Genomic DNA, 17,360 nt, shown 5'->3' on the forward strand with positions numbered 1-17,360 from the left:
GGGTGTGCGAGAAAGTTTCGACGGGGCTACGGATGGTAAAAACAAGAAAATCGCCATAATTCCCTGTAGGAGCGAGGCTTGCCCGCGAAGAACGATGACGCGGTGCTACCGATACACCGCAGCGCTCCCTTCGCGGGCAAGCCTCGCTCCTACAGGGAGCTATGGCGAGTCAGCTTATTGCGTAGTTCGGCACTGGCCTGCTGATCCAGTTCCAGCCAGAACTGCTGCTTGCCGGCAATTTCGGCGGCGGCTGGTAGACCATCGCGATACACCAGTCGATTACTCGCCAGCGCCGGCACTTTCGCGCCCGGCAACAGGGTGCCGGCAAGGTTCAGCGGATCTACCCCGCACACTGCGATCAAACTCCCATCGTGCGGTCGTCGCCTGACTTCGCGCAGCAAGGGGATCGCCTCGGGCAGCGCAAATTGCTCCCCCGCCAGGCCACTGACAAACCGCCCGCCACGAATCTCTCCCCGGGCCTCGAGCCGATGGAACGTGCGCAGCAATTCACGCCAACTCGGCAACCAGTCCGCCTCACGCTCCAGCAAGCGCCAGAACACCACGCCGTAACGGCGCAGCAAGGTCATGGCGATGTGTTCCAGGGTTTCTGTGGGTGTGGGCGCCGAACGTTGCTTATCCACAACCGGCGCGGCCGCACCGCGTCGCAGCAACGCCCAGCGTCCGGCATCGTCCATCCCGCCGACAAACGCCCCGCGCCCGCGACGGCTGCTGCGATTCTGGCGTTTGCTGGTCGGGGTGATCAGCGCGCGCAGGCCGGCGAAGCTGTCGGCGTTTACCAGCCCGGCACCGACCAGTTCCTGCAAGGCGATTTCCAGTTCCGAGCGCAGCAGATGAGCTTCATGAATCAGCTCATCGAAAAACAGTGCGCCGTGCTGACTGAGCGCTTCATGGACTTTTTGTGTTTTGGGTGACAGTTCGCTGACCGGTGTCTGCTCGGTCAAGCCACTCCACAATCCGACCTGACTGCGCGGCAGGAGCAGAATCGGCGTGCTGCGTAATGCGGTGCTGGCGCTCTTGTTGCGCGTTGTCAGGCGGGTCCAGACCAGTTTGCCGCTGCGGCACAAATCATCCAGCCAACTCGCGGAATAGTCTTTGAGCCGCGCCGGCAAAATGTCGCTGTCCCACGCCGAAGCGGCGGCGGGGTAGCCTTCGAACTGGCTGATGATCGCCGGCAACACCGCGCTGCCCTGGCCTTGGCTCGCGGCGGACAAGTGTTGCCAGTCAAACAGAAAACGCATGAAATCCTGCAACGCCACTGGTTCGATTTCCCGTCGCAGCCGTTTGACCGTGTAGCGATGAATCCGCGCCAGCAGATGCCGTTCACACCATTCTTCTTCACCGGCGCCCGGGGTGAATTGCCCGCGCAGTACATAGCCTTCGCGCTCCAGTTGCGCCAAAGCCTGAGTGACTTGAATCGCCGGTAATCCAAGCGGTCCGGCAATCGTCTTCAGCGGCAACGGACCAAACGCGCTGAGCCGCGCGCGAATCACTTCCAGCACCGCTTCGTCCGGCTCCCAGGTTTCATCGAAACCGGGCAATGCCTCCAGCGGTGGAACCAATGTGGCTTGTGGATAAATCGCCCACAGACAGCTCAGTCGTTCCAGCGCCAACCATAACGATTGCTCGGCGTTGATCTGCAAACGGCTGGCGCGACCACTGTCGGCCAAGGTGTTCAGCCAATCGAGCCAATTCGGGTTGGCCAGAGCCTCGGCGTCGGCGATGCACGCCAGGCTCATCAAGGCTTCATGCATTTCATCGATGCCGGTGGGCGTTGGCCAGGCTTCATCACGCACCGCGGTAATCGCCTCGGCGTCCAGCGCACCGAGGTCGTCGGTGGATTGCGGATCACTCCAGCGGCGGTTGAGCACGGCCTGAGTGCGGCGCTCTTCCAGCGGCGCGTCGTCGAGAAAGGTGTAGGGGCGGGCGCTGAGAATCTCCGCCGCCAGCGGCGAGGGCGCTGGCAAGTCGCGGCTGATCAGGCGGATGTCGCCCTGTTCCATGCGCCGCAACAATGCCAGCCAGCCTTCGCAGTCCATGGCCTCATGCAGGCAATCGTCGAGGGTTTGTTCTACCAAGGGATGGTCGGGAATTTCGCGTTCGCCGGCGAGGTTTTCCACGCAGGCGATCTGATCGGGAAACACGCTGGCGATCAGGTCTTCACTTTTCATCCGCTGGATCTGCGGCGGTACTTTGCGCCCACCGCTGTAGCGCGGCAGCGCCAAAGCGACCCCGGCGTTCCAGCGCCAGCGCACGCCGAACAATGGGGCTTCGAGCACTGCTTGAATCAGGATATGTTCGGCGCTGTTGCTGTGCAGGTAGCGCCAGACGTCCTCCAGCTCGAAGCTGTGACCGGTGGACAGCGACAGCACGATGGCGTCCTCGCTGGCGGCGGCCTGCAATTCGAAGTTGAAGGTGCGGCAGAAACGCTTGCGCAGGGCCAGGCCCCAGGCGCGGTTGATGCGGCTGCCGAACGGCGAATGAATGATCAGTTGCGTACCGCCGGACTCGTCGAAAAACCGCTCCATCAGCAGCGTATCTTGCGACGGCAAGGCACCGAGGGTCTGCCGTGCCCGGGCCAGGTAATCCACCAGTTGTTCGGCACTGGCGAGGTTCAAGCCGAGTACGTCGGTCAGCCAGTCGACGGCTGGCTGCAAGTTGCCGGGGGTGGCGCCGAGGCGCTCATCGAGTTGCGCTTGCAGGCGGGCCACGGCGAACGACAGTTCATCGCTGCGACCCGGTGCTTCACCGAGCCAGAATGGAATGGTCGGCGGTTGGCCCTGAGCGTCTTCGACCCGGACTTTGCCGGTTTCAACCCGCAGGATTCGATACGACGTATTGCCCAGCTGAAAGATATCCCCGGCGATGCTTTCCACCGCGAAGTCTTCGTTGACGCTGCCGATGTTCAGCCCTTGAGGCTCCAGCAAAACGCTGTAGTCGGCGTTGTCCGGAATCGTCCCGCCGCTGGTCACGGCGGTCAGCTTGGCGCCGCGACGGCCGCGCAGGGTGCGGCTTACGGCGTCCCGATGCAGGTAAGCGCTACGAATACCCAGGCGACCGCTGTAACCCTCGGCGAGCATTTGCAGCAGTGCCTGATAGTGCTTTTCGTCGAGTGTGGTGTAAGGCGAGGCGTTGCGCAGCATCTCCAGCAACGCCTGCTCTTGCCATTCCTGGCAGCTGACCTCGGCGACGATCTGCTGGGCCAGCACGTCCAGCGGCGCTTCCGGGATCTGCAACGTGTCGAGCTCACCACGGCGGACGCAATCGAGCAGGGCGGCACATTCGATCAGGTCGTCGCGGGTAGTGGCGAATAACCGGCCCTTGGGTGTACCGCCGACCTGATGTCCGGAGCGGCCAACCCGTTGCAGAAACCCGGCAATTGAACGCGGCGAAGCGATCTGGCACACCAGGTCGACGTCGCCGATATCGATGCCCAATTCCAGCGAAGCAGTGGCGATCAGCACTTGCAACTCGCCGCGCTTGAGCCGTTGCTCGGCATCCAGGCGAAACTCTTTGGCGAGGCTGCCATGGTGGGCCGCCACCGCGTCCTTGCCGAGGCGTTCGCTCAAGTGTCGGCTCAGGCGTTCGGCCAGGCGCCGGGTGTTGACGAAAATCAGCGTGGTCCGGTGTTCACGGGCGAGGACGGCGAGGCGGTCATAGACCAGTTCCCAGACGTCGTTGGCCATTACCGCCGACAACGGCACGGGTGGCACCTCGATATCGAGATCCCGTGGGCGGGCGTGGCCGATGTCGATGATGTCGCAGTCGCGATCACGGCCGACCAAAAAGCGCGACACCGTTTCGATGGGTTTTTGCGTGGCGGACAGGCCGATACGCACCAGCGGTTGCGAGCAAAGCGATTGCAGGCGCTCCAGGCTCAGGGCCAGATGACTGCCGCGTTTGCTGGCGGCAATGGCGTGGATTTCGTCGACGATCACCGTTTGCGTGGTGCCGAGCATTTGCCGGCCGGAGTCGGAGCCGAGCAGCACGTAAAGGGATTCCGGGGTGGTCACCAGAATGTGCGGCGCGGTTTTGCGCATGGCCGAGCGGTCTTTTTGCGGCGTATCGCCGGTGCGCACGGCGGTGCTGATCGGCACGTCGGGCAGGCCCATCACCCGCAATTGTTCGGTGATGCCGGCCAGTGGGTTTTGCAGGTTGATCCGGATGTCGTTGGACAACGCCTTGAGCGGCGAAACGTAGACCACCAGGGTTTCATCCGGCAGGCCGTCCGGGCTTTCCAGGCCACGATGGACCAGATCGTCGAGCACCGCCAGAAATGCGGTGAGGGTCTTGCCGGAGCCGGTGGGCGCGGCGATCAGGGTCGAACGGCGCTGGCGGATCAATGGCCACGCCCGGGCCTGGGCGGCGGTGGCCGCTGGGAAGGTATTGCTGAACCAGGCGCTGACGGCGGGGTGAAAGCCTGCCAGGGCAGCATCCGTGGGGATAGGCAGATTCATGGAGTCATTTATGCGGGTGGGGGCGGGAAGTTGCAAGTACCGCTCAGGACCTGTGTCGGTGCTGAGGGCCTCTTCGCGGGCAAGCCTCGCTCCTACAGGTTTTATCGCGATCACACATATTCCGTGTAGGAGCGAGGCTTGCCCGCGAAGGGGCCAGTAGCAGCACCACAAATCCCCGGGATCTACACTTTACGGATGACGGTTGCGCACTAAACCCGCAAAATGCAACGATTCCGGCAATTATTGAAGACATCGCCTGCGGGTGCTGTCGATAAAGCCATCGTTCCAATCAGACTGGGCCTGCTGACTCTATGCGAATGCGCCTTATGTTACTGGGCGGCGGAAATGCCCTTGGGCAGGCGCTGATTCGCCTCGGTGCGGAGGAAGACATCGGTTTCCTCGCCCCCCGCCCCCCGCAAGACGGCTGGGACGCCGCGAGCCTGACGCAACTGCTCGACGATACCCGTCCGGATGCGTTGATCAATCTCGCCTATTACTTCGACTGGTTCCAGGCGGAGACCGTCAGCGAACAGCGTCTGGCCGGGCAGGAACGCGCCATCGAGCGGCTGGCCGAGTTGTGCCAGCATCACAATATCGTGCTGCTGCAACCGTCGAGTTATCGCGTGTTTGATGGCTCCCGGGCGACCGCCTACAGCGAAAAAGACGAACCGGTACCGCTGGGCTTGCGCGGTCAGGCCTTGTGGCGAATCGAGCAAAGCGTACGCGCCACCTGCCCGCAGCACGTGTTGCTGCGTTTCGGCTGGCTGCTCGATGACAGCCCCGACGGCACCCTCGGGCGATTCCTGGCCCGGGCCGAGAAAGCTGAAGAACTGCTGATGGCCGATGATCGTCGCGGTAATCCGACGCCGGTGGACGATGCCGCCCGGGTGATCATTTCGGTGCTCAAGCAACTCGATTGTGCGGCCCCGCTGTGGGGCACTTACCACTACGCCGGGCATGAGGCGACCACGCCGCTGGCACTGGGGCAGGCTATTCTTACCGAAGCACGCGCTCTGCATCCGCTGGCCATTGAAACGCCGACCGCCCAGGCTCACGCCGCGCGGCCCGACGCCGCCGAAGAGCCGCAACACGCGGTGCTGGCCTGCAAGAAAATTCTGCACACTTTCGGGATCAAGCCTCGCGCCTGGCGCGCGGCACTCCCGGGCTTACTGGATAGGTTTTATCGCCATGGCTAACGGCCCTGTTTTAATCACCGGCGGCGCCGGTTTCATCGGTTCGCACCTGACCGACGCCTTGCTTGCCAAAGGGCATTCGGTGCGCATTCTCGATGACCTCTCTACCGGCAAACGCAGCAACCTGCCGCTGGACAACCCCCTTGTCGAACTGATCGTGGGCGACGTTGCCGATGCGGCGCTGGTGGCGCAGGCAATGGTCGGTTGCAGCGCGGTGGCGCACCTGGCCGCTGTGGCCTCGGTGCAGGCTTCGGTGGATGATCCGGTAAAAACCCATCAGAGCAATTTCATCGGCTCGCTGAATGTCTGCGAAGCCATGCGTCAGACCGGCGTCAAGCGGGTGTTGTACGCGTCCAGCGCAGCGGTCTATGGCAACAACGGAGAAGGCGAATCGATCGACGAAGACACGCCCAAGGCACCGTTGACGCCGTATGCAGCGGACAAGTTGGCGAGCGAGCATTACTTCGATTTCTATCGTCGCCAGCATGATCTGGAACCGGTGATTTTCCGCTTCTTCAACATCTTCGGCCCGCGCCAGGATCCGTCCTCGCCCTACTCCGGGGTGATCAGCATTTTCAGCGAACGCGCGCAAAAAGGCTTGCCGATCACCGTGTTCGGCGATGGCGAGCAGACTCGCGATTTTGTCTATGTCGAGGACCTGGTCGACGTGCTGGTGCAAGCCATCGAGAAACCGCAGGTCGAGGTCGGCCCGGTGAATGTCGGCTGGAATCAGGCTACGAGCCTCAAGCAAATGCTTGAAGCCCTTGAAGCAGTGGTGAGCAAGCTACCGCCGGTGAGTTATGGCCCGGCGCGTTCCGGTGACATCCGTCATTCACGCGCGAACAACCGACGTTTGCTGGAACGGTTTACCTGCCCGCAGCAGACACCGATGAGTGTCGGCCTGGCGCGGTTGTTGGGACGATAGATCGTTCCCATGCTCCGCGTGGGAATGCAGCCAGGGACGCTCCGCGTCCCAAGAGCGGACGCGGAACGTCCGGTGAGGCATTCCTTTGCTGCGCGTGGGAACGATCAATGAAAAAGGCGCCTGTCGAGGCGCCTTTTTTTGCAACGGGTTTAGAACTTGTAACCCAGACCAACCATGTAAATGAACGGGTCCACATCAACGTCGACCTTGGCACGGGTGCCCGGCGCGACGGCATTGTTTTCCACGGTCGCGGTGGTGTCGATGTCGATGTAACGCACTTGGGCGTTGATCATCACATTGTCGGTCAGCATGTAATCGGCGCCGACCTGCCAAGCCAGGCCCCAGGAGTTTTCTGTCTTGAAGTTGCTGAAGCCGTTGGCGCTGGCTTCGCTGCTGACGTGCTCGTCGTAGATCCAGGTGTAGTTGATACCGCCACCAATATACGGTTGGAACGCGGATTTGGCGTCCAGCGGGTAGTAGACCAGGCTCAGGGTTGGCGGCAGGTGTTTGAGGGTGCCGAGTTTGCCGTTGGCGGCGCCGAGGGCGGTGCCTTTGAGTTTCACGTCATGCTCGAACGGCGAGGCTGCGAGCAGTTCGATCCCCAGATGGTTGGTGATCATGTAAGCGAAGTTCAGGCCCAATTGCGTGTCGCTGCTCATGGTGGCCTTGCCACCCAGATCGGCGCCCTTCAGCGGACCTTGATCGACCTTGACGCTGGAGCTGTCGGCTTCCGGGTTGACGGTGATCGCACCGGCCCGAACGATGATGTCACCGGCGGTGTGAGCATGGACGAGCGGGGCTGCGAGCGCGAGGGCGAACAGCGAAGCGCAGAGCTTGGACTTGTGCATGGGGGCTCCAAAGGACGTTAAAAATGTTCGATGTCCAATGGTAGGGATCCAACTGATACGGTCTTTTGATTCAGCTCAATGAAACAGTGATGGCCCCGATTTTTGCGGAACTTTTGATGGCCTCATCGCGGGCAAGCCTCGCTCCTACGGGATTGGTGGTCTCCTTGTAGGAGCGAGGCTTGCCCGCGAAGGCGTCCTCACGATCAACACAAAACCACCGGATTCACTCCGGCAATTCATACACATAAATCTTGTCCGCCTCCATCTGATACCCGGCATCCGCCAACTCGCTGGTGGACGCTTTGACCTGCAACGCACCTTCGATCCAGTACGGTTGATACAGCTCATCAAGCTTCACGCCGACTTCGCTTTTGACATGAACGATCTGGTTCGACGGAGGAGGTGGTACGTGGATGCAGGCGCCGAAATACGGCACCAGCAGAAACTCCGTGGTGCGGCCTTCTTCACTGACTTCCAGCGGCACGATGTACCCCGGCAAACGAATATTCTTGCCGTCGAGGCTCTTCACCACCGGGGCGTTGGGCATGTCCTGCTTGGCCGCTGGAGCCGATTCTGCAGACAACGCGTCGCTCATCTTCGACAGGTCATGCAGCGGCGTCATGTTCGGCACTTCTGGCGCCGCATGCGGCGGGATCATTTCCGACCAGGTCAGGTCTTTCGGCTCGGCCGCCCACAGCGGAAGGGCAACCAGCATCAACAGCGCAAGCAGAGCGCGGGGCATCATTAATGTCCTCATAGTCGGATCGACAGGCCATCGGCCAAGGATTGGCGATATGCGCGCCAGGCCGGCACGCTGCCCATCAGCAGCGCGGCGATCAGGATGCCACCGAGCAGCGTCCATTCATATTCGCTCGGCCAGGCCAGCGGCAGGTACAAGCCGTAATTCGACTGCACATAACCCTGCGCCACGGCGATGCCCACATACAGCAGCGCCATACCGGCAATCACTCCGGACAACGCCAGGGCGAATGCTTCCAGTACCAGTAATGTCGCGATGTGCCACGGCCGAGCACCGACCGAGCGCAGGATCGCCATCTCGCGGCGTCGCTCATTGAGGCTGGTGAGAATCGCCGTGAGCATGCCGATCAACCCGGTCAGCACCACGAACAGCGAGACGACGAACAAGGCTTTTTCCGCCGTGCTCATCAAACTCCACAACTCTTGCAATGCCACACCCGGCAGGATCGCCAGCATCGGTTCGCCACGGAATTCATTGATCTCCCGTTGCAGCGCAAACGTCGAAATCTTGCTGTTGAGACCGAGCATGAACGCAGTGATCGCTTGCGGCGTCAGGTCCATGTTGCGTGCCTGGTCGGCACTGATCCGGCCTTTGCCCTGGGCCGGCACGCCGTTGTGCCAGTCGACGTGGATGGCTTCCATGCCGCCGAGGCTGATGTGCAGCGTGCGGTCCACCGGGGTGCCGGTGCGTTTGAGAATGCCGATCACGGTGAACGGTTTATCGTCGTGCTTGACCAGGCTGATCACCGCCACGCCATGGGCCAGCACCAGTTTATCGCCGAGTTTGTAGTGCAGTGCATCGGCCACTTCGGCGCCGAGCACCACTTCGAATGGATCGCTGGCGAAGGCGCGGCCATCGGCCAGTTCGAGGTGTTGTTGATGGCCGTACTGGTAATGCTCGAAGTACGCCTCGGTGGTGCCCATCACCCGATAACCGCGATGGGAATCGCCGAGGGACATCGGGATCGCCCACTTCACTTTCGGGTTGTTGGCGAAATGTTCAAAGCTGTCCCAGCGGATGTTGTTGGTGGCGTTGCCGATACGGAACACCGAATACAACAGCAGGTTCACCGAGCCGGAGCGCGCGCCGACGATCAGGTCGGTGCCGCTGATGGTGCTGGCGAAACTGGCCTTGGCCTCGGTGCGCACCCGCTCCACCGCCAGCAGCAGGCAGACCGACAAGGCGATGGCGAACGCGGTGAGGATCGCGGTGAAGCGACGGTTAGCCAGGCTGGCCATGGCTAGACGAAACAAATACATCTCAGACCTCGGACGGGGTGGCGGCGCGATTGAGATCGGCCAGCGACAGGTGGCGATCGAACAGCGGCGCAAGGCTCTGGTCATGGCTGACGAACAACAGGCTCGACCCGGCTTCGCGGCATTCGGCGAACAGCAGGCGAATGAAGTTTTCGCGGGCGTCGTAATCCAGCGCCGAGGTCGGTTCGTCGGCGATTACCAGTTCTGGCTGACCAATCAACGCGCGCGCGGCGGCGACGCGTTGCTGCTGGCCGATGGACAGCGAATCGGCGCGGCGACCGAGCAGGTTTTGATCGGTCAAACCCAGGTGGGCAAGCAGGGTGGCTGCCGCCTGATCGACGCTGCCGTGGCGCTGTTTCGCCCGTTCTGCGCGCAGTCTGGAGAAGTGGCAGGGCAACTCGACGTTCTCGCGCACCGAGAGGAACGGCAGCAAGTTGAACTGCTGGAAGATGTAGCCGGTGTGATCGACACGGAAGTGGTCGCGAGCACCGGCGGAGAGTTCGGTCAGCTCCTGGCCGAGCAATCGAATACTGCCGCGATCAGGCTTTTGCACGCCACCGAGCAGGCCGAGCAGAGTGGTCTTGCCGCTGCCGCTGGGGCCTTTGAGGAACAGGGTTTCACCCGGCATAAGGCGAAACGCCGGGATGTCCAGCAGCGGCGGATGACCGGGCCAGCTGAAGCCCAGGTCGGACAGTTCGATGAGTGCTTGGTTCATAGCGCCGATTTCATGGGTTTTGGGTACTTGTCTCAACTTCACATTCAACCCCAAGCCCTGTAGGAGCGAGGCTTGCCCGCGAAAGCGTTCTGACAGCCGACATCTCAGTTGAATGTGACGGCCTCTTCGCGGGCAAGCCTCGCTCCTACAGGGTTTGCGGTGGATCAGTACTTGAGTGCGGCAGCCTTGGCCGTCACTTCAACCCCTTGCTGTCCACCCGGGCTGATCAGTTGTACCTGAATCTTCTGGGTGGCCGGGAATGTGTTGAAGACAGTCGCCAGGTCCAGGGTCTTCAGCGCGCCCGGGGCCGAGCAGCTGAATTGGTAATGGGCGTGGATTTCGCTGTGGTCAAGTTCATGCTTATGACCGTCCTTGGCGTCTTCTTCGTCATGATCGTCGGCATCCGGCTTGTCTCCGAACAGCGGGCTTTCCAGTTCCTGAGTCGCGATCACGCAACCGGCGGCTTTCGGAAGATTGAACAGCCCCAGCGGTTTTTCCAATTGCGCACGGACGGCAGCGACCTTGGCCTTGTCGGCGGCGGTGGTGGCGGCGTGTTCGAAACCCACCAGGTTCATCGCCGGGCTTTCCAGCTCCAGCTCCAGCGTCTGGCCATCCAGCGCCGCGTTCAGGCGACTGACACCATGTTCGTGAGCGCTGAGGCTGCCATGCTCATCATGATCGTGATCATGTTCGACAGCCGCATGGGCGACAGCCAGCGGCAACAAGGCAAACGGCAAAGCGAGCAGCAGACGGCGCATGGCGGGTCTCCGAGGTAAAGTGAAGAGTTTGTTATGTAATCTTATAACGAAAGCGCCGAGAGTTTGACCGTCTGCTTGGCGTTACGCAAGGCCCATGGGAGCATGCGAGTCAGGTATGTGCAGGAGCAGACTTATGTTGCGAATACGCGGAAGCATTGGCGACTGGCCAGTGGATTTGACCCTGGAGCTGGATGAGGGTGACTGGGCACAGCTCGGTGCGCAGTTGCAGGCAGCAAAACCCGAGGCGAGTGTTGCGCCGGCCAAACCGGTGAATCAGGACGATGCGCTGTGGCAGATCGCCCAAGAGTTGCTGCGCAAGGCCGGGCAATTGAGCGGGCCGGATCTGCTGGAGCAGCTGGAAGGGCTGACCGGCAGCGCAGCGGCGGGCAAGCGCTTGTTGGTGCGCTTGCGTCACTGCGCAGATGTCAAAGTCGTGAGCGGCGGGGATACGCCGCTGTACAGCTGGCGCAAGGCGTAAATAGTGTCTTGAACCGCAAGTAGGAGCTGGCTTGCCAGCGAAGGCAGCCTCACGTCATGCAGCGCCGATGAAAACGCCTTCGCCGGCAAGCCGGGCTCCTACGGGGTTCGCGTCGTTCACGGCATCTGTAGGAGCTGGCTTGCCAGCGAAGGCGGCCTCACGTCATGCAGCGCCGATGAAAACGCCTTCGCCGGCAAGCCGGGTTCCTACGGGATCGGGTTCACATGACCCGATCCACTTAATACAGCGCAGCGAACAACTTACGACGGTACGTGGTCACCAGCGGGTGATCGTTGCCCAGCAGTTCGAACACTTGCAGCAAGGTCTTGTGCGGCAAGCCTTCGCTGTAGCTGCGATTGCGGATGAACAGTTTCAGCAAGGCATCCAGTGCCGCGTCGTATTGCTGACGAGCCAGTTGCTGGATCGCCAGTTGATAGACCGCTTCATCGTCCTGCGGATTTTTCGCCAGACGTGCTTTCAGGTCTGCCGCATCCGGCAAATCCCTGGCCTGACCGAGGAACTGGATCTGCGCCTTGGCGCCGGCCAACGCAGCTTTGTGCTCATCGGTCTTGACCGCGTCGAGCACAATTTGCGCTTCACCCAACTCGCCGCGCTCGGTGAGGCAGCGGGCGTAGAGAATCAGTGCCTTGGCGTTGGTATTGTCTTCAGCCAGCAGCACTTTGAGCGTGGCTTCGGCATCGGCGAAACGGCCGTCATCGAACAGCGCCTGAGCCTGTTCGAACGGGTCGGCCGCAGCGGGCGGCGGCATTTGCACGTGGGGTTCGAGCATCGTGCGCACAGCCGATTCCGGTTGCGCACCGGCAAAACCGTCCACCGGCTGACCGTCCTTGAACAGCACCACCGTCGGCAGGCTGCGAATGCCGAAACGCGCGACGATGTCCTGCTCGATGTCGCAATTGACCTTGGCCAGCAGCAACTCGCCCTGATAGCTCTCGGCAATGGTTTGCAGCATTGGCATCAAGGCCTTGCACGGCGCACACCACTCGGCCCAGAAATCCACCAGTACCGGTTTGTGAAAAGAGTTCTCGATCACCGACTGGTCGAAATCGGCAGTCGTGGCGTCGAAAATGTACGGCGTTTCCTGACTCATGGGGGATCTCGTAAAAGCGTGAATGTGGTCACTATAAGGCTTGGTGGGGGTGGCTGAAAGTCGTAACGCCGATCGTTCCCACGCTCTGCGTGGGAATGCCTCAATGGACGCTCTGCGTCCGCTTTGGGACGCGGAGCGTCCCGGGCTGCATTCCCACGCAGAGCGTGGGAACGATCAAGCTCGGGTGGCGTGGTAAAGACTCACATGCCGAAACTCTTCAGGTTCGGCCAGGTCTGGCAAGGTCATCGCTTCAAGCATTTCGATGCGCCGATACATCGGATGGCGAAAATCCCTCACGCGAGAATCCGCCACCAACGCTTCCCGGCCACGGCTGAGAAACTCGTCGAGCAACGGCAGATTCGCCCGGTCGTACAACACATCGGCCACCAGAATCAGATCAAACCGATCGTCTTCGGCGAAAAAGTCCGTCGAGTAGCTGAGTTGCACGCCATTGAGTTCGGCATTCGCCCGACACGCGGCAATCGCCAGCGGGTCCAGGTCACAGGCCACCACTTCCAGCGCCCCGGCTTTCACCGCCGCAATCCCCGCCACCCCGGAACCGGCGCCGAAATCCAGCACCCGTTTACCTTCGACCCATTGCGGGTACTCGGCGAGATAACGCGCCACGGCCAGCCCACTGGCCCAGCAGAAACTCCAGTACGGCGGCTCATGGAGAATCCGTCGGGTTTCTTCCGGGCTGAAGGCGCGGTCCATGTTATCGCCGTCGATCAGCCAGAGTTTCAGCTCGGTGCCCGGTAACTCACAGGCTACAAGCTGTGCATCGCCGAGCAGTTCACCTAACGCCTGTTGCAGGTCGAGCGGTGCAATCATGGTGCTTTGACGAATTGCAGCTGACCCAATGCCTGGGTGGTTGGCTGTGTGATCATTTGCGCCGGCAGATGCAGAATCAACTGCCCGGACTGGCTGGCGCGGCCGCGAAGTTCAACGCGGGCACCGGTCGGAAAGGATTCGGGACTGAAGCGCAGACGAAACGGCAACAGCTGATTGGTGCCGATCAGGTTGGCACTGGCCAGCAATTGTTGTGGGCGATCCTTGTCGTCGATCACCAGCAGCGCCAATTCCACCTCGGCGCCAGCCGGCACGCCTTGGAGGGTGCCGCTCAATTCACGCTGATAAGCCGGCAGCGGACCGAGCTCGGCCGACGCCTTGGCTTTCTTCTGCGCCTGTTGCGGTGCAGGGCCGGGCGTTGGCGGCTGAGGCTTGGGCGCATCGCTGCTGCAGGCCACTAGCAGGCTGAAAAGACTGAGCAAAACGAGCGGTCGTAACGGCATTGGTGGCTCCAGCAAATGAGATCCATATACAGCCAGTCTGTATACCGCAAACCCTATGGCTTGTCTTGCCACGGGGATGCGCTACCATGGCCCTCCCATTTTTTGTTGCCTGCCACCATGCACTGTCCCTTCTGCGGTGCCAACGACACCAAGGTCATCGACTCGCGTCTGGTCGCCGAGGGCGAACAGGTGCGCCGCCGGCGTGAATGCCTGGCCTGCGGCGAACGTTTCACGACGTTCGAAACCGCTGAACTGGTGTTGCCGCGCCTGATCAAAACCGACGGTAGTCGCCAGCCGTTCGACGAAGAAAAACTCCGTGCCGGCATGCAGCGGGCACTGGAGAAGCGCCCGGTGAGTGTCGAGCGCCTCGAATCGTCGCTGGTGCACATCAAACACAAACTGCGCGCCACCGGCGAACGCGAGGTCAAATCCCTCGTGGTCGGCGAACTGGTGATGGCCGAGCTGAAGAAGCTTGATGAAGTCGCCTATATCCGCTTCGCTTCGGTGTATCGACGCTTCCAGGACCTCAACGAGTTCCGCGAAGAGATCGATCGCCTCGCCCGTGAGCCGGTGAAAGAATGACCAACTCCCCGGAACAAGCCATCCTCGACGCGCATTACATGGCCCGAGCCCTGGAACTGGCACGCAAAGGTCATTACACGACGCATCCCAACCCTCGTGTTGGCTGCGTGGTGGTGCGTGACGGGCAGATTGTCGGCGAAGGCTGGCATGTGCGCACCGGCGAGCCCCATGCCGAAGTCCACGCCCTGCGCGCCGCAGGCGACAAGGCGCGGGGCGCCACGGCTTACGTGACGCTTGAGCCTTGCAGCCATCATGGCCGTACGCCGCCCTGCGCCGATGCGCTGGTGAATGCCGGTGTGGCGCGCGTCGTTGCGGCAATGCAGGACCCGAACCCGGAAGTCGCGGGTCGTGGTCTGCAGCGCCTGGCCCAGGCCGGTATCGCCACTGAAAGCGGCGTGCTGGAAGGCGAGGCGCGCAAGCTCAATCAAGGCTTCCTCAAACGCATGGAACACGGCTTGCCGTTCGTGCGGGTCAAGTTGGCGATGAGCCTCGACGGTCGCACGGCGATGGAAAGCGGCGAGAGCCAGTGGATCACAGGTACAGCGGCGCGTTCGGCGGTACAGCGTTTGCGCGCCGAGGCCAGCGTGGTGCTGACCGGCGCCGACACCGTACTGGCGGACAATGCGCGCTTGACCGTACGTGCCGACGAGTTGGGTCTGGACGCCGAGCAGACCGCGTTGGCCATGAGCCGTCCGCCGCTTCGCGTGCTGATCGACGGGCGCTTGCGGGTGCCGCTGGATGCACCGTTCTTCAAGGCCGGCCCGGCACTGGTCGCCACGTGTGTCGCGGTGGAAGAACAGTACGCCAACGGCCCGGAATGCTTGATCGTGCCGGGCTACGATGGTCAGGTCGATTTGCGCCAACTGCTGGTCGAACTCGCCAACCGAGGGGTCAACGAAGTGTTGGTCGAGGCCGGTCCACGGCTGGCGGGTGCTTTCGCTCAACTCGGGTTGGTAGACGAATTCCAGATTTTCATCGCCGGCAAGTTTCTCGGCTCATCGGCCCGACCACTACTGGACTGGCCACTGGCGCTGATGAAAGACGCGCCCGAGCTCAAAATCATCGATATTCGTGCGGTTGGCGATGACTGGCGAGTCACTGCCATTCCTGTGCCATCGGCGAGCGTATAATTCCCGGCCATTGCTCTAGCGCTGGCCTTGTTCTCGAGGAGGACTCCATGTTTACCGGCATCATCGAATCCATCGGCAGTATTCGCGCATTGACCCCAAAAGGTGGAGATGTGCGGGTTTACGTAGAAACCGGCAAGCTCGACCTGAGCGACGTCAAACTGGGCGACAGCATTGCCGTCAATGGCGTGTGCCTGACGGCGGTTGAATTGCCGGGCAATGGCTTTGCGGCGGACGTCAGTCGCGAAACCCTCGACTGCACCGCCATGAATGACCTCAAAAGCGGCAGCCCGGTCAATCTGGAAAAAGCCCTGACTCCGACCACCCGTCTCGGCGGGCACTTGGTCAGTGGTCACGTCGATGGTGTGGGCGAAGTGGTTGCCCGCACCGAAAATGCCCGCGCCGTGGAATTTCGCATCCGTGCCCCGAAAGACCTGGCCAAGTACATCGCCCATAAAGGCTCGATCACCGTCGACGGTACCAGCCTGACGGTGAACGCGGTCGATGGCGCCGAGTTCTTGCTGACGATCATTCCGCACACCCTGAGCGAAACCATCATGGCGTCGTACCAGCCAGGTCGCCGGGTGAATCTGGAAGTCGACTTGCTGGCCCGTTATCTGGAGCGCTTGTTGTTGGGCGATAAGGCTGCAGAGCCGACCTCCGGCAGCACCATTACTGAAAGCTTTCTGGCCGCCAACGGCTACCTCAAATCCTGACTCAAGGGGGTGCCTTGTGGCGCTCAATAGCATCGAAGAACTGGTTGAAGACATCCGCCAAGGCAAGATGGTCATCCTCATGGATGACGAAGACCGCGAGAACGAAGGCGACCTGATCATGGCCGCCGAGTGCTGCCAGCCTGAGCACATCAACTTCATGGCCAAACACGCCCGTGGCCTGATCTGCATGCCGATGAGCCGCGAGCGCTGCGAATTGCTCAAGCTGCCGTTGATGGCGCCACGCAACGGTTCCGGTTTCGGCACCAAGTTCACCGTGTCCATCGAAGCCGCCGAAGGCGTTACCACCGGTATCTCCGCAGCCGACCGTGCGCGCACCGTGCAGGCTGCAGCTGCGAAAGACGCCAAGGCTGAAGACATTGTCAGCCCCGGTCATATCTTCCCGCTGATGGCCCAGGCCGGCGGTACATTGGCCCGCGCCGGTCACACCGAAGCGGCCTGCGACCTGGCGCGCATGGCCGGTTTCGAGCCGAGCGGTGTGATCTGCGAAGTGATGAACGACGACGGCACCATGTCCCGTCGCGCCGAACTCGAAGCATTTGCCGCCGAACACAACATCAAGATCGGCACCATCGCCGACCTGATTCACTACCGGATGATCCACGAACGTACCGTTCAGCGGATTGCCGAGCAGCCACTGGACAGCGAATTGGGCCAGTTCAACCTGGTGACCTATCGTGATTCGGTAGAAGGCGACGTGCACATGGCCCTGACCCTGGGCACCGTGTGCGCCGAAGAGCCGACGCTGGTTCGGGTGCACAACATGGACCCGTTGCGTGACCTGTTGATGGTCAAGCAACCGGGCCGCTGGAGCCTGCGCGCCGCCATGGCTGCGGTTGCCGAGGCTGGCAGCGGCGTGGTGCTGTTGCTTGGTCACCCGCTCGATGGCGACGTGTTGCTGGCGCATATTCGCGAAACCGCGGATCACAGCGCAGTGAAAAAACCGACCACCTACAGCATCGTCGGTGCCGGTTCGCAGATCCTTCGAGACCTGGGCGTGCGCAAAATGCGCCTGATGAGTGCGCCGATGAAATTTAATGCGATATCCGGTTTCGATCTGGAAGTTGTAGAATACGTGCCCTCCGAATAATGACCGGCAGTTTGCG

At 61.6% G+C, this 17,360-nt stretch carries 16 protein-coding genes; 7 read left to right on the forward strand and 9 right to left on the reverse strand.

Annotated features, from left to right (window positions below; genetic code table 11):
- Window positions 1-149: 149 nt before the first annotated feature.
- Window positions 150-4,475: a DEAD/DEAH box helicase gene (locus MEB48_RS17975; RefSeq protein WP_237885353.1), complete on the reverse strand. Its 4,326-nt coding sequence runs from the start codon at window positions 4,473-4,475 to the stop codon at window positions 150-152.
- 311 nt (window positions 4,476-4,786) lie between these two features.
- On the opposite strand from MEB48_RS17975, the gene MEB48_RS17980 reads away from it, so the two are divergent.
- Together MEB48_RS17980 and MEB48_RS17985 are read left to right on the forward strand one after the other, a co-directional pair.
- Window positions 4,787-5,671 carry a sugar nucleotide-binding protein gene (locus MEB48_RS17980; protein ID WP_237885354.1) on the forward strand — a complete coding sequence of 295 codons (885 nt, stop codon included), beginning with the start codon at window positions 4,787-4,789 and terminating at the stop codon, window positions 5,669-5,671.
- Window positions 5,664-6,593 carry an NAD-dependent epimerase/dehydratase family protein gene (locus tag MEB48_RS17985; protein ID WP_237885355.1) on the forward strand — a complete coding sequence of 310 codons (930 nt, stop codon included), beginning with the start codon at window positions 5,664-5,666 and terminating at the stop codon, window positions 6,591-6,593. Before MEB48_RS17980 ends, MEB48_RS17985 begins: the two co-directional genes overlap by 8 nt.
- Window positions 6,594-6,742: 149 nt before the next feature.
- On the opposite strand, the gene MEB48_RS17990 is transcribed toward MEB48_RS17985, so the two are convergent.
- From MEB48_RS17990 to MEB48_RS18010, 5 genes are all read right to left on the reverse strand, one after another.
- Window positions 6,743-7,441, reverse strand: coding sequence for an OmpW/AlkL family protein (locus MEB48_RS17990; protein ID WP_095054577.1), 699 nt, complete (start codon window positions 7,439-7,441; stop codon window positions 6,743-6,745).
- A gap of 223 nt (window positions 7,442-7,664) precedes the next feature.
- Window positions 7,665-8,183, reverse strand: a complete 519-nt coding sequence (locus MEB48_RS17995) for a DUF3299 domain-containing protein (RefSeq protein WP_237885356.1) — start codon at window positions 8,181-8,183, stop codon at window positions 7,665-7,667.
- Between the two features lie 11 nt (window positions 8,184-8,194).
- Window positions 8,195-9,460 carry an ABC transporter permease gene (locus tag MEB48_RS18000; RefSeq protein ID WP_237885357.1) on the reverse strand — a complete coding sequence of 422 codons (1,266 nt, stop codon included), beginning with the start codon at window positions 9,458-9,460 and terminating at the stop codon, window positions 8,195-8,197.
- A gap of 1 nt (window position 9,461) precedes the next feature.
- Window positions 9,462-10,172 carry an ABC transporter ATP-binding protein gene (locus tag MEB48_RS18005; protein WP_237885358.1) on the reverse strand — a complete coding sequence of 237 codons (711 nt, stop codon included), beginning with the start codon at window positions 10,170-10,172 and terminating at the stop codon, window positions 9,462-9,464.
- Window positions 10,173-10,336: 164 nt separating this feature from the next.
- A complete protein-coding gene (locus tag MEB48_RS18010) occupies window positions 10,337-10,930 on the reverse strand; it encodes a DUF2796 domain-containing protein (protein ID WP_237885359.1) in 594 nt (197 codons plus the stop codon).
- Between the two features lie 133 nt (window positions 10,931-11,063).
- Between MEB48_RS18010 and MEB48_RS18015 the strand changes: the two genes are divergently transcribed.
- A complete protein-coding gene (locus MEB48_RS18015; RefSeq protein WP_095054582.1) occupies window positions 11,064-11,408 on the forward strand; it encodes a hypothetical protein in 345 nt (114 codons plus the stop codon).
- 238 nt (window positions 11,409-11,646) lie between these two features.
- Here the strand turns inward: MEB48_RS18015 and trxA are convergent, their stop codons facing one another.
- The 3 genes from trxA to MEB48_RS18030 all read right to left on the reverse strand — a co-directional run bounded on the left by trxA (window position 11,647) and on the right by MEB48_RS18030 (window position 13,811).
- Window positions 11,647-12,519: a thioredoxin gene (gene trxA / locus MEB48_RS18020; protein ID WP_052967072.1), complete on the reverse strand. Its 873-nt coding sequence runs from the start codon at window positions 12,517-12,519 to the stop codon at window positions 11,647-11,649.
- 174 nt (window positions 12,520-12,693) lie between these two features.
- Window positions 12,694-13,350 (reverse strand): class I SAM-dependent methyltransferase, encoded by a 657-nt coding sequence (locus MEB48_RS18025; RefSeq protein WP_237885360.1) that lies wholly within the window; start codon window positions 13,348-13,350, stop codon window positions 12,694-12,696.
- Window positions 13,347-13,811, reverse strand: a complete 465-nt coding sequence (locus MEB48_RS18030; RefSeq protein ID WP_237885361.1) for a YbaY family lipoprotein — start codon at window positions 13,809-13,811, stop codon at window positions 13,347-13,349. Before MEB48_RS18030 ends, MEB48_RS18025 begins: the two co-directional genes overlap by 4 nt.
- A gap of 117 nt (window positions 13,812-13,928) precedes the next feature.
- Here MEB48_RS18030 and nrdR point away from each other — a divergent pair, with 117 nt between their 5' ends.
- Genes nrdR through ribBA form a run of 4 tightly spaced genes read left to right on the forward strand, consistent with a single transcriptional unit; the run spans window position 13,929 to window position 17,344 of the window.
- A complete protein-coding gene (gene nrdR / locus MEB48_RS18035; protein ID WP_007906838.1) occupies window positions 13,929-14,393 on the forward strand; it encodes a transcriptional regulator NrdR in 465 nt (154 codons plus the stop codon).
- Window positions 14,390-15,523 carry a bifunctional diaminohydroxyphosphoribosylaminopyrimidine deaminase/5-amino-6-(5-phosphoribosylamino)uracil reductase RibD gene (gene ribD / locus MEB48_RS18040; protein WP_237885362.1) on the forward strand — a complete coding sequence of 378 codons (1,134 nt, stop codon included), beginning with the start codon at window positions 14,390-14,392 and terminating at the stop codon, window positions 15,521-15,523. Before nrdR ends, ribD begins: the two co-directional genes overlap by 4 nt.
- Window positions 15,524-15,570: 47 nt before the next feature.
- Window positions 15,571-16,236, forward strand: a complete 666-nt coding sequence (locus tag MEB48_RS18045) for a riboflavin synthase (RefSeq protein ID WP_237885363.1) — start codon at window positions 15,571-15,573, stop codon at window positions 16,234-16,236.
- 16 nt (window positions 16,237-16,252) lie between these two features.
- Complete coding sequence (gene ribBA / locus MEB48_RS18050) at window positions 16,253-17,344, forward strand: bifunctional 3,4-dihydroxy-2-butanone-4-phosphate synthase/GTP cyclohydrolase II (RefSeq protein ID WP_007906834.1); 1,092 nt, start codon at window positions 16,253-16,255, stop codon at window positions 17,342-17,344.
- The last annotated feature ends 16 nt before the right edge of the window (window positions 17,345-17,360 follow it).

This window comes from Pseudomonas sp. PGPR40, from assembly GCF_022014505.1.
Lineage (GTDB): Bacteria > Pseudomonadota > Gammaproteobacteria > Pseudomonadales > Pseudomonadaceae > Aquipseudomonas.

What these genes read in the sequence shown, in the direction of transcription:
- MEB48_RS18045 (WP_237885363.1), top strand. Translation starts at nt 15,571, where the DNA reads ATGTTTACCGGCATCATCGAATCCATCGGCAGTATTCGCGCATTGACC.
- MEB48_RS17990 (WP_095054577.1), bottom strand. Translation starts at nt 7,441, where the DNA reads ATGCACAAGTCCAAGCTCTGCGCTTCGCTGTTCGCCCTCGCGCTCGCA.
- MEB48_RS17995 (WP_237885356.1), bottom strand. Translation starts at nt 8,183, where the DNA reads ATGCCCCGCGCTCTGCTTGCGCTGTTGATGCTGGTTGCCCTTCCGCTG.
- MEB48_RS17975 (WP_237885353.1), bottom strand. Translation starts at nt 4,475, where the DNA reads ATGAATCTGCCTATCCCCACGGATGCTGCCCTGGCAGGCTTTCACCCC.
- trxA (WP_052967072.1), bottom strand. Translation starts at nt 12,519, where the DNA reads ATGAGTCAGGAAACGCCGTACATTTTCGACGCCACGACTGCCGATTTC.
- MEB48_RS18025 (WP_237885360.1), bottom strand. Translation starts at nt 13,350, where the DNA reads ATGATTGCACCGCTCGACCTGCAACAGGCGTTAGGTGAACTGCTCGGC.
- MEB48_RS18015 (WP_095054582.1), top strand. Translation starts at nt 11,064, where the DNA reads ATGTTGCGAATACGCGGAAGCATTGGCGACTGGCCAGTGGATTTGACC.
- MEB48_RS18000 (WP_237885357.1), bottom strand. Translation starts at nt 9,460, where the DNA reads ATGTATTTGTTTCGTCTAGCCATGGCCAGCCTGGCTAACCGTCGCTTC.
- MEB48_RS18005 (WP_237885358.1), bottom strand. Translation starts at nt 10,172, where the DNA reads ATGAACCAAGCACTCATCGAACTGTCCGACCTGGGCTTCAGCTGGCCC.
- MEB48_RS18030 (WP_237885361.1), bottom strand. Translation starts at nt 13,811, where the DNA reads ATGCCGTTACGACCGCTCGTTTTGCTCAGTCTTTTCAGCCTGCTAGTG.
- nrdR (WP_007906838.1), top strand. Translation starts at nt 13,929, where the DNA reads ATGCACTGTCCCTTCTGCGGTGCCAACGACACCAAGGTCATCGACTCG.
- MEB48_RS18010 (WP_237885359.1), bottom strand. Translation starts at nt 10,930, where the DNA reads ATGCGCCGTCTGCTGCTCGCTTTGCCGTTTGCCTTGTTGCCGCTGGCT.
- MEB48_RS17985 (WP_237885355.1), top strand. Translation starts at nt 5,664, where the DNA reads ATGGCTAACGGCCCTGTTTTAATCACCGGCGGCGCCGGTTTCATCGGT.
- ribD (WP_237885362.1), top strand. Translation starts at nt 14,390, where the DNA reads ATGACCAACTCCCCGGAACAAGCCATCCTCGACGCGCATTACATGGCC.
- MEB48_RS17980 (WP_237885354.1), top strand. Translation starts at nt 4,787, where the DNA reads ATGCGAATGCGCCTTATGTTACTGGGCGGCGGAAATGCCCTTGGGCAG.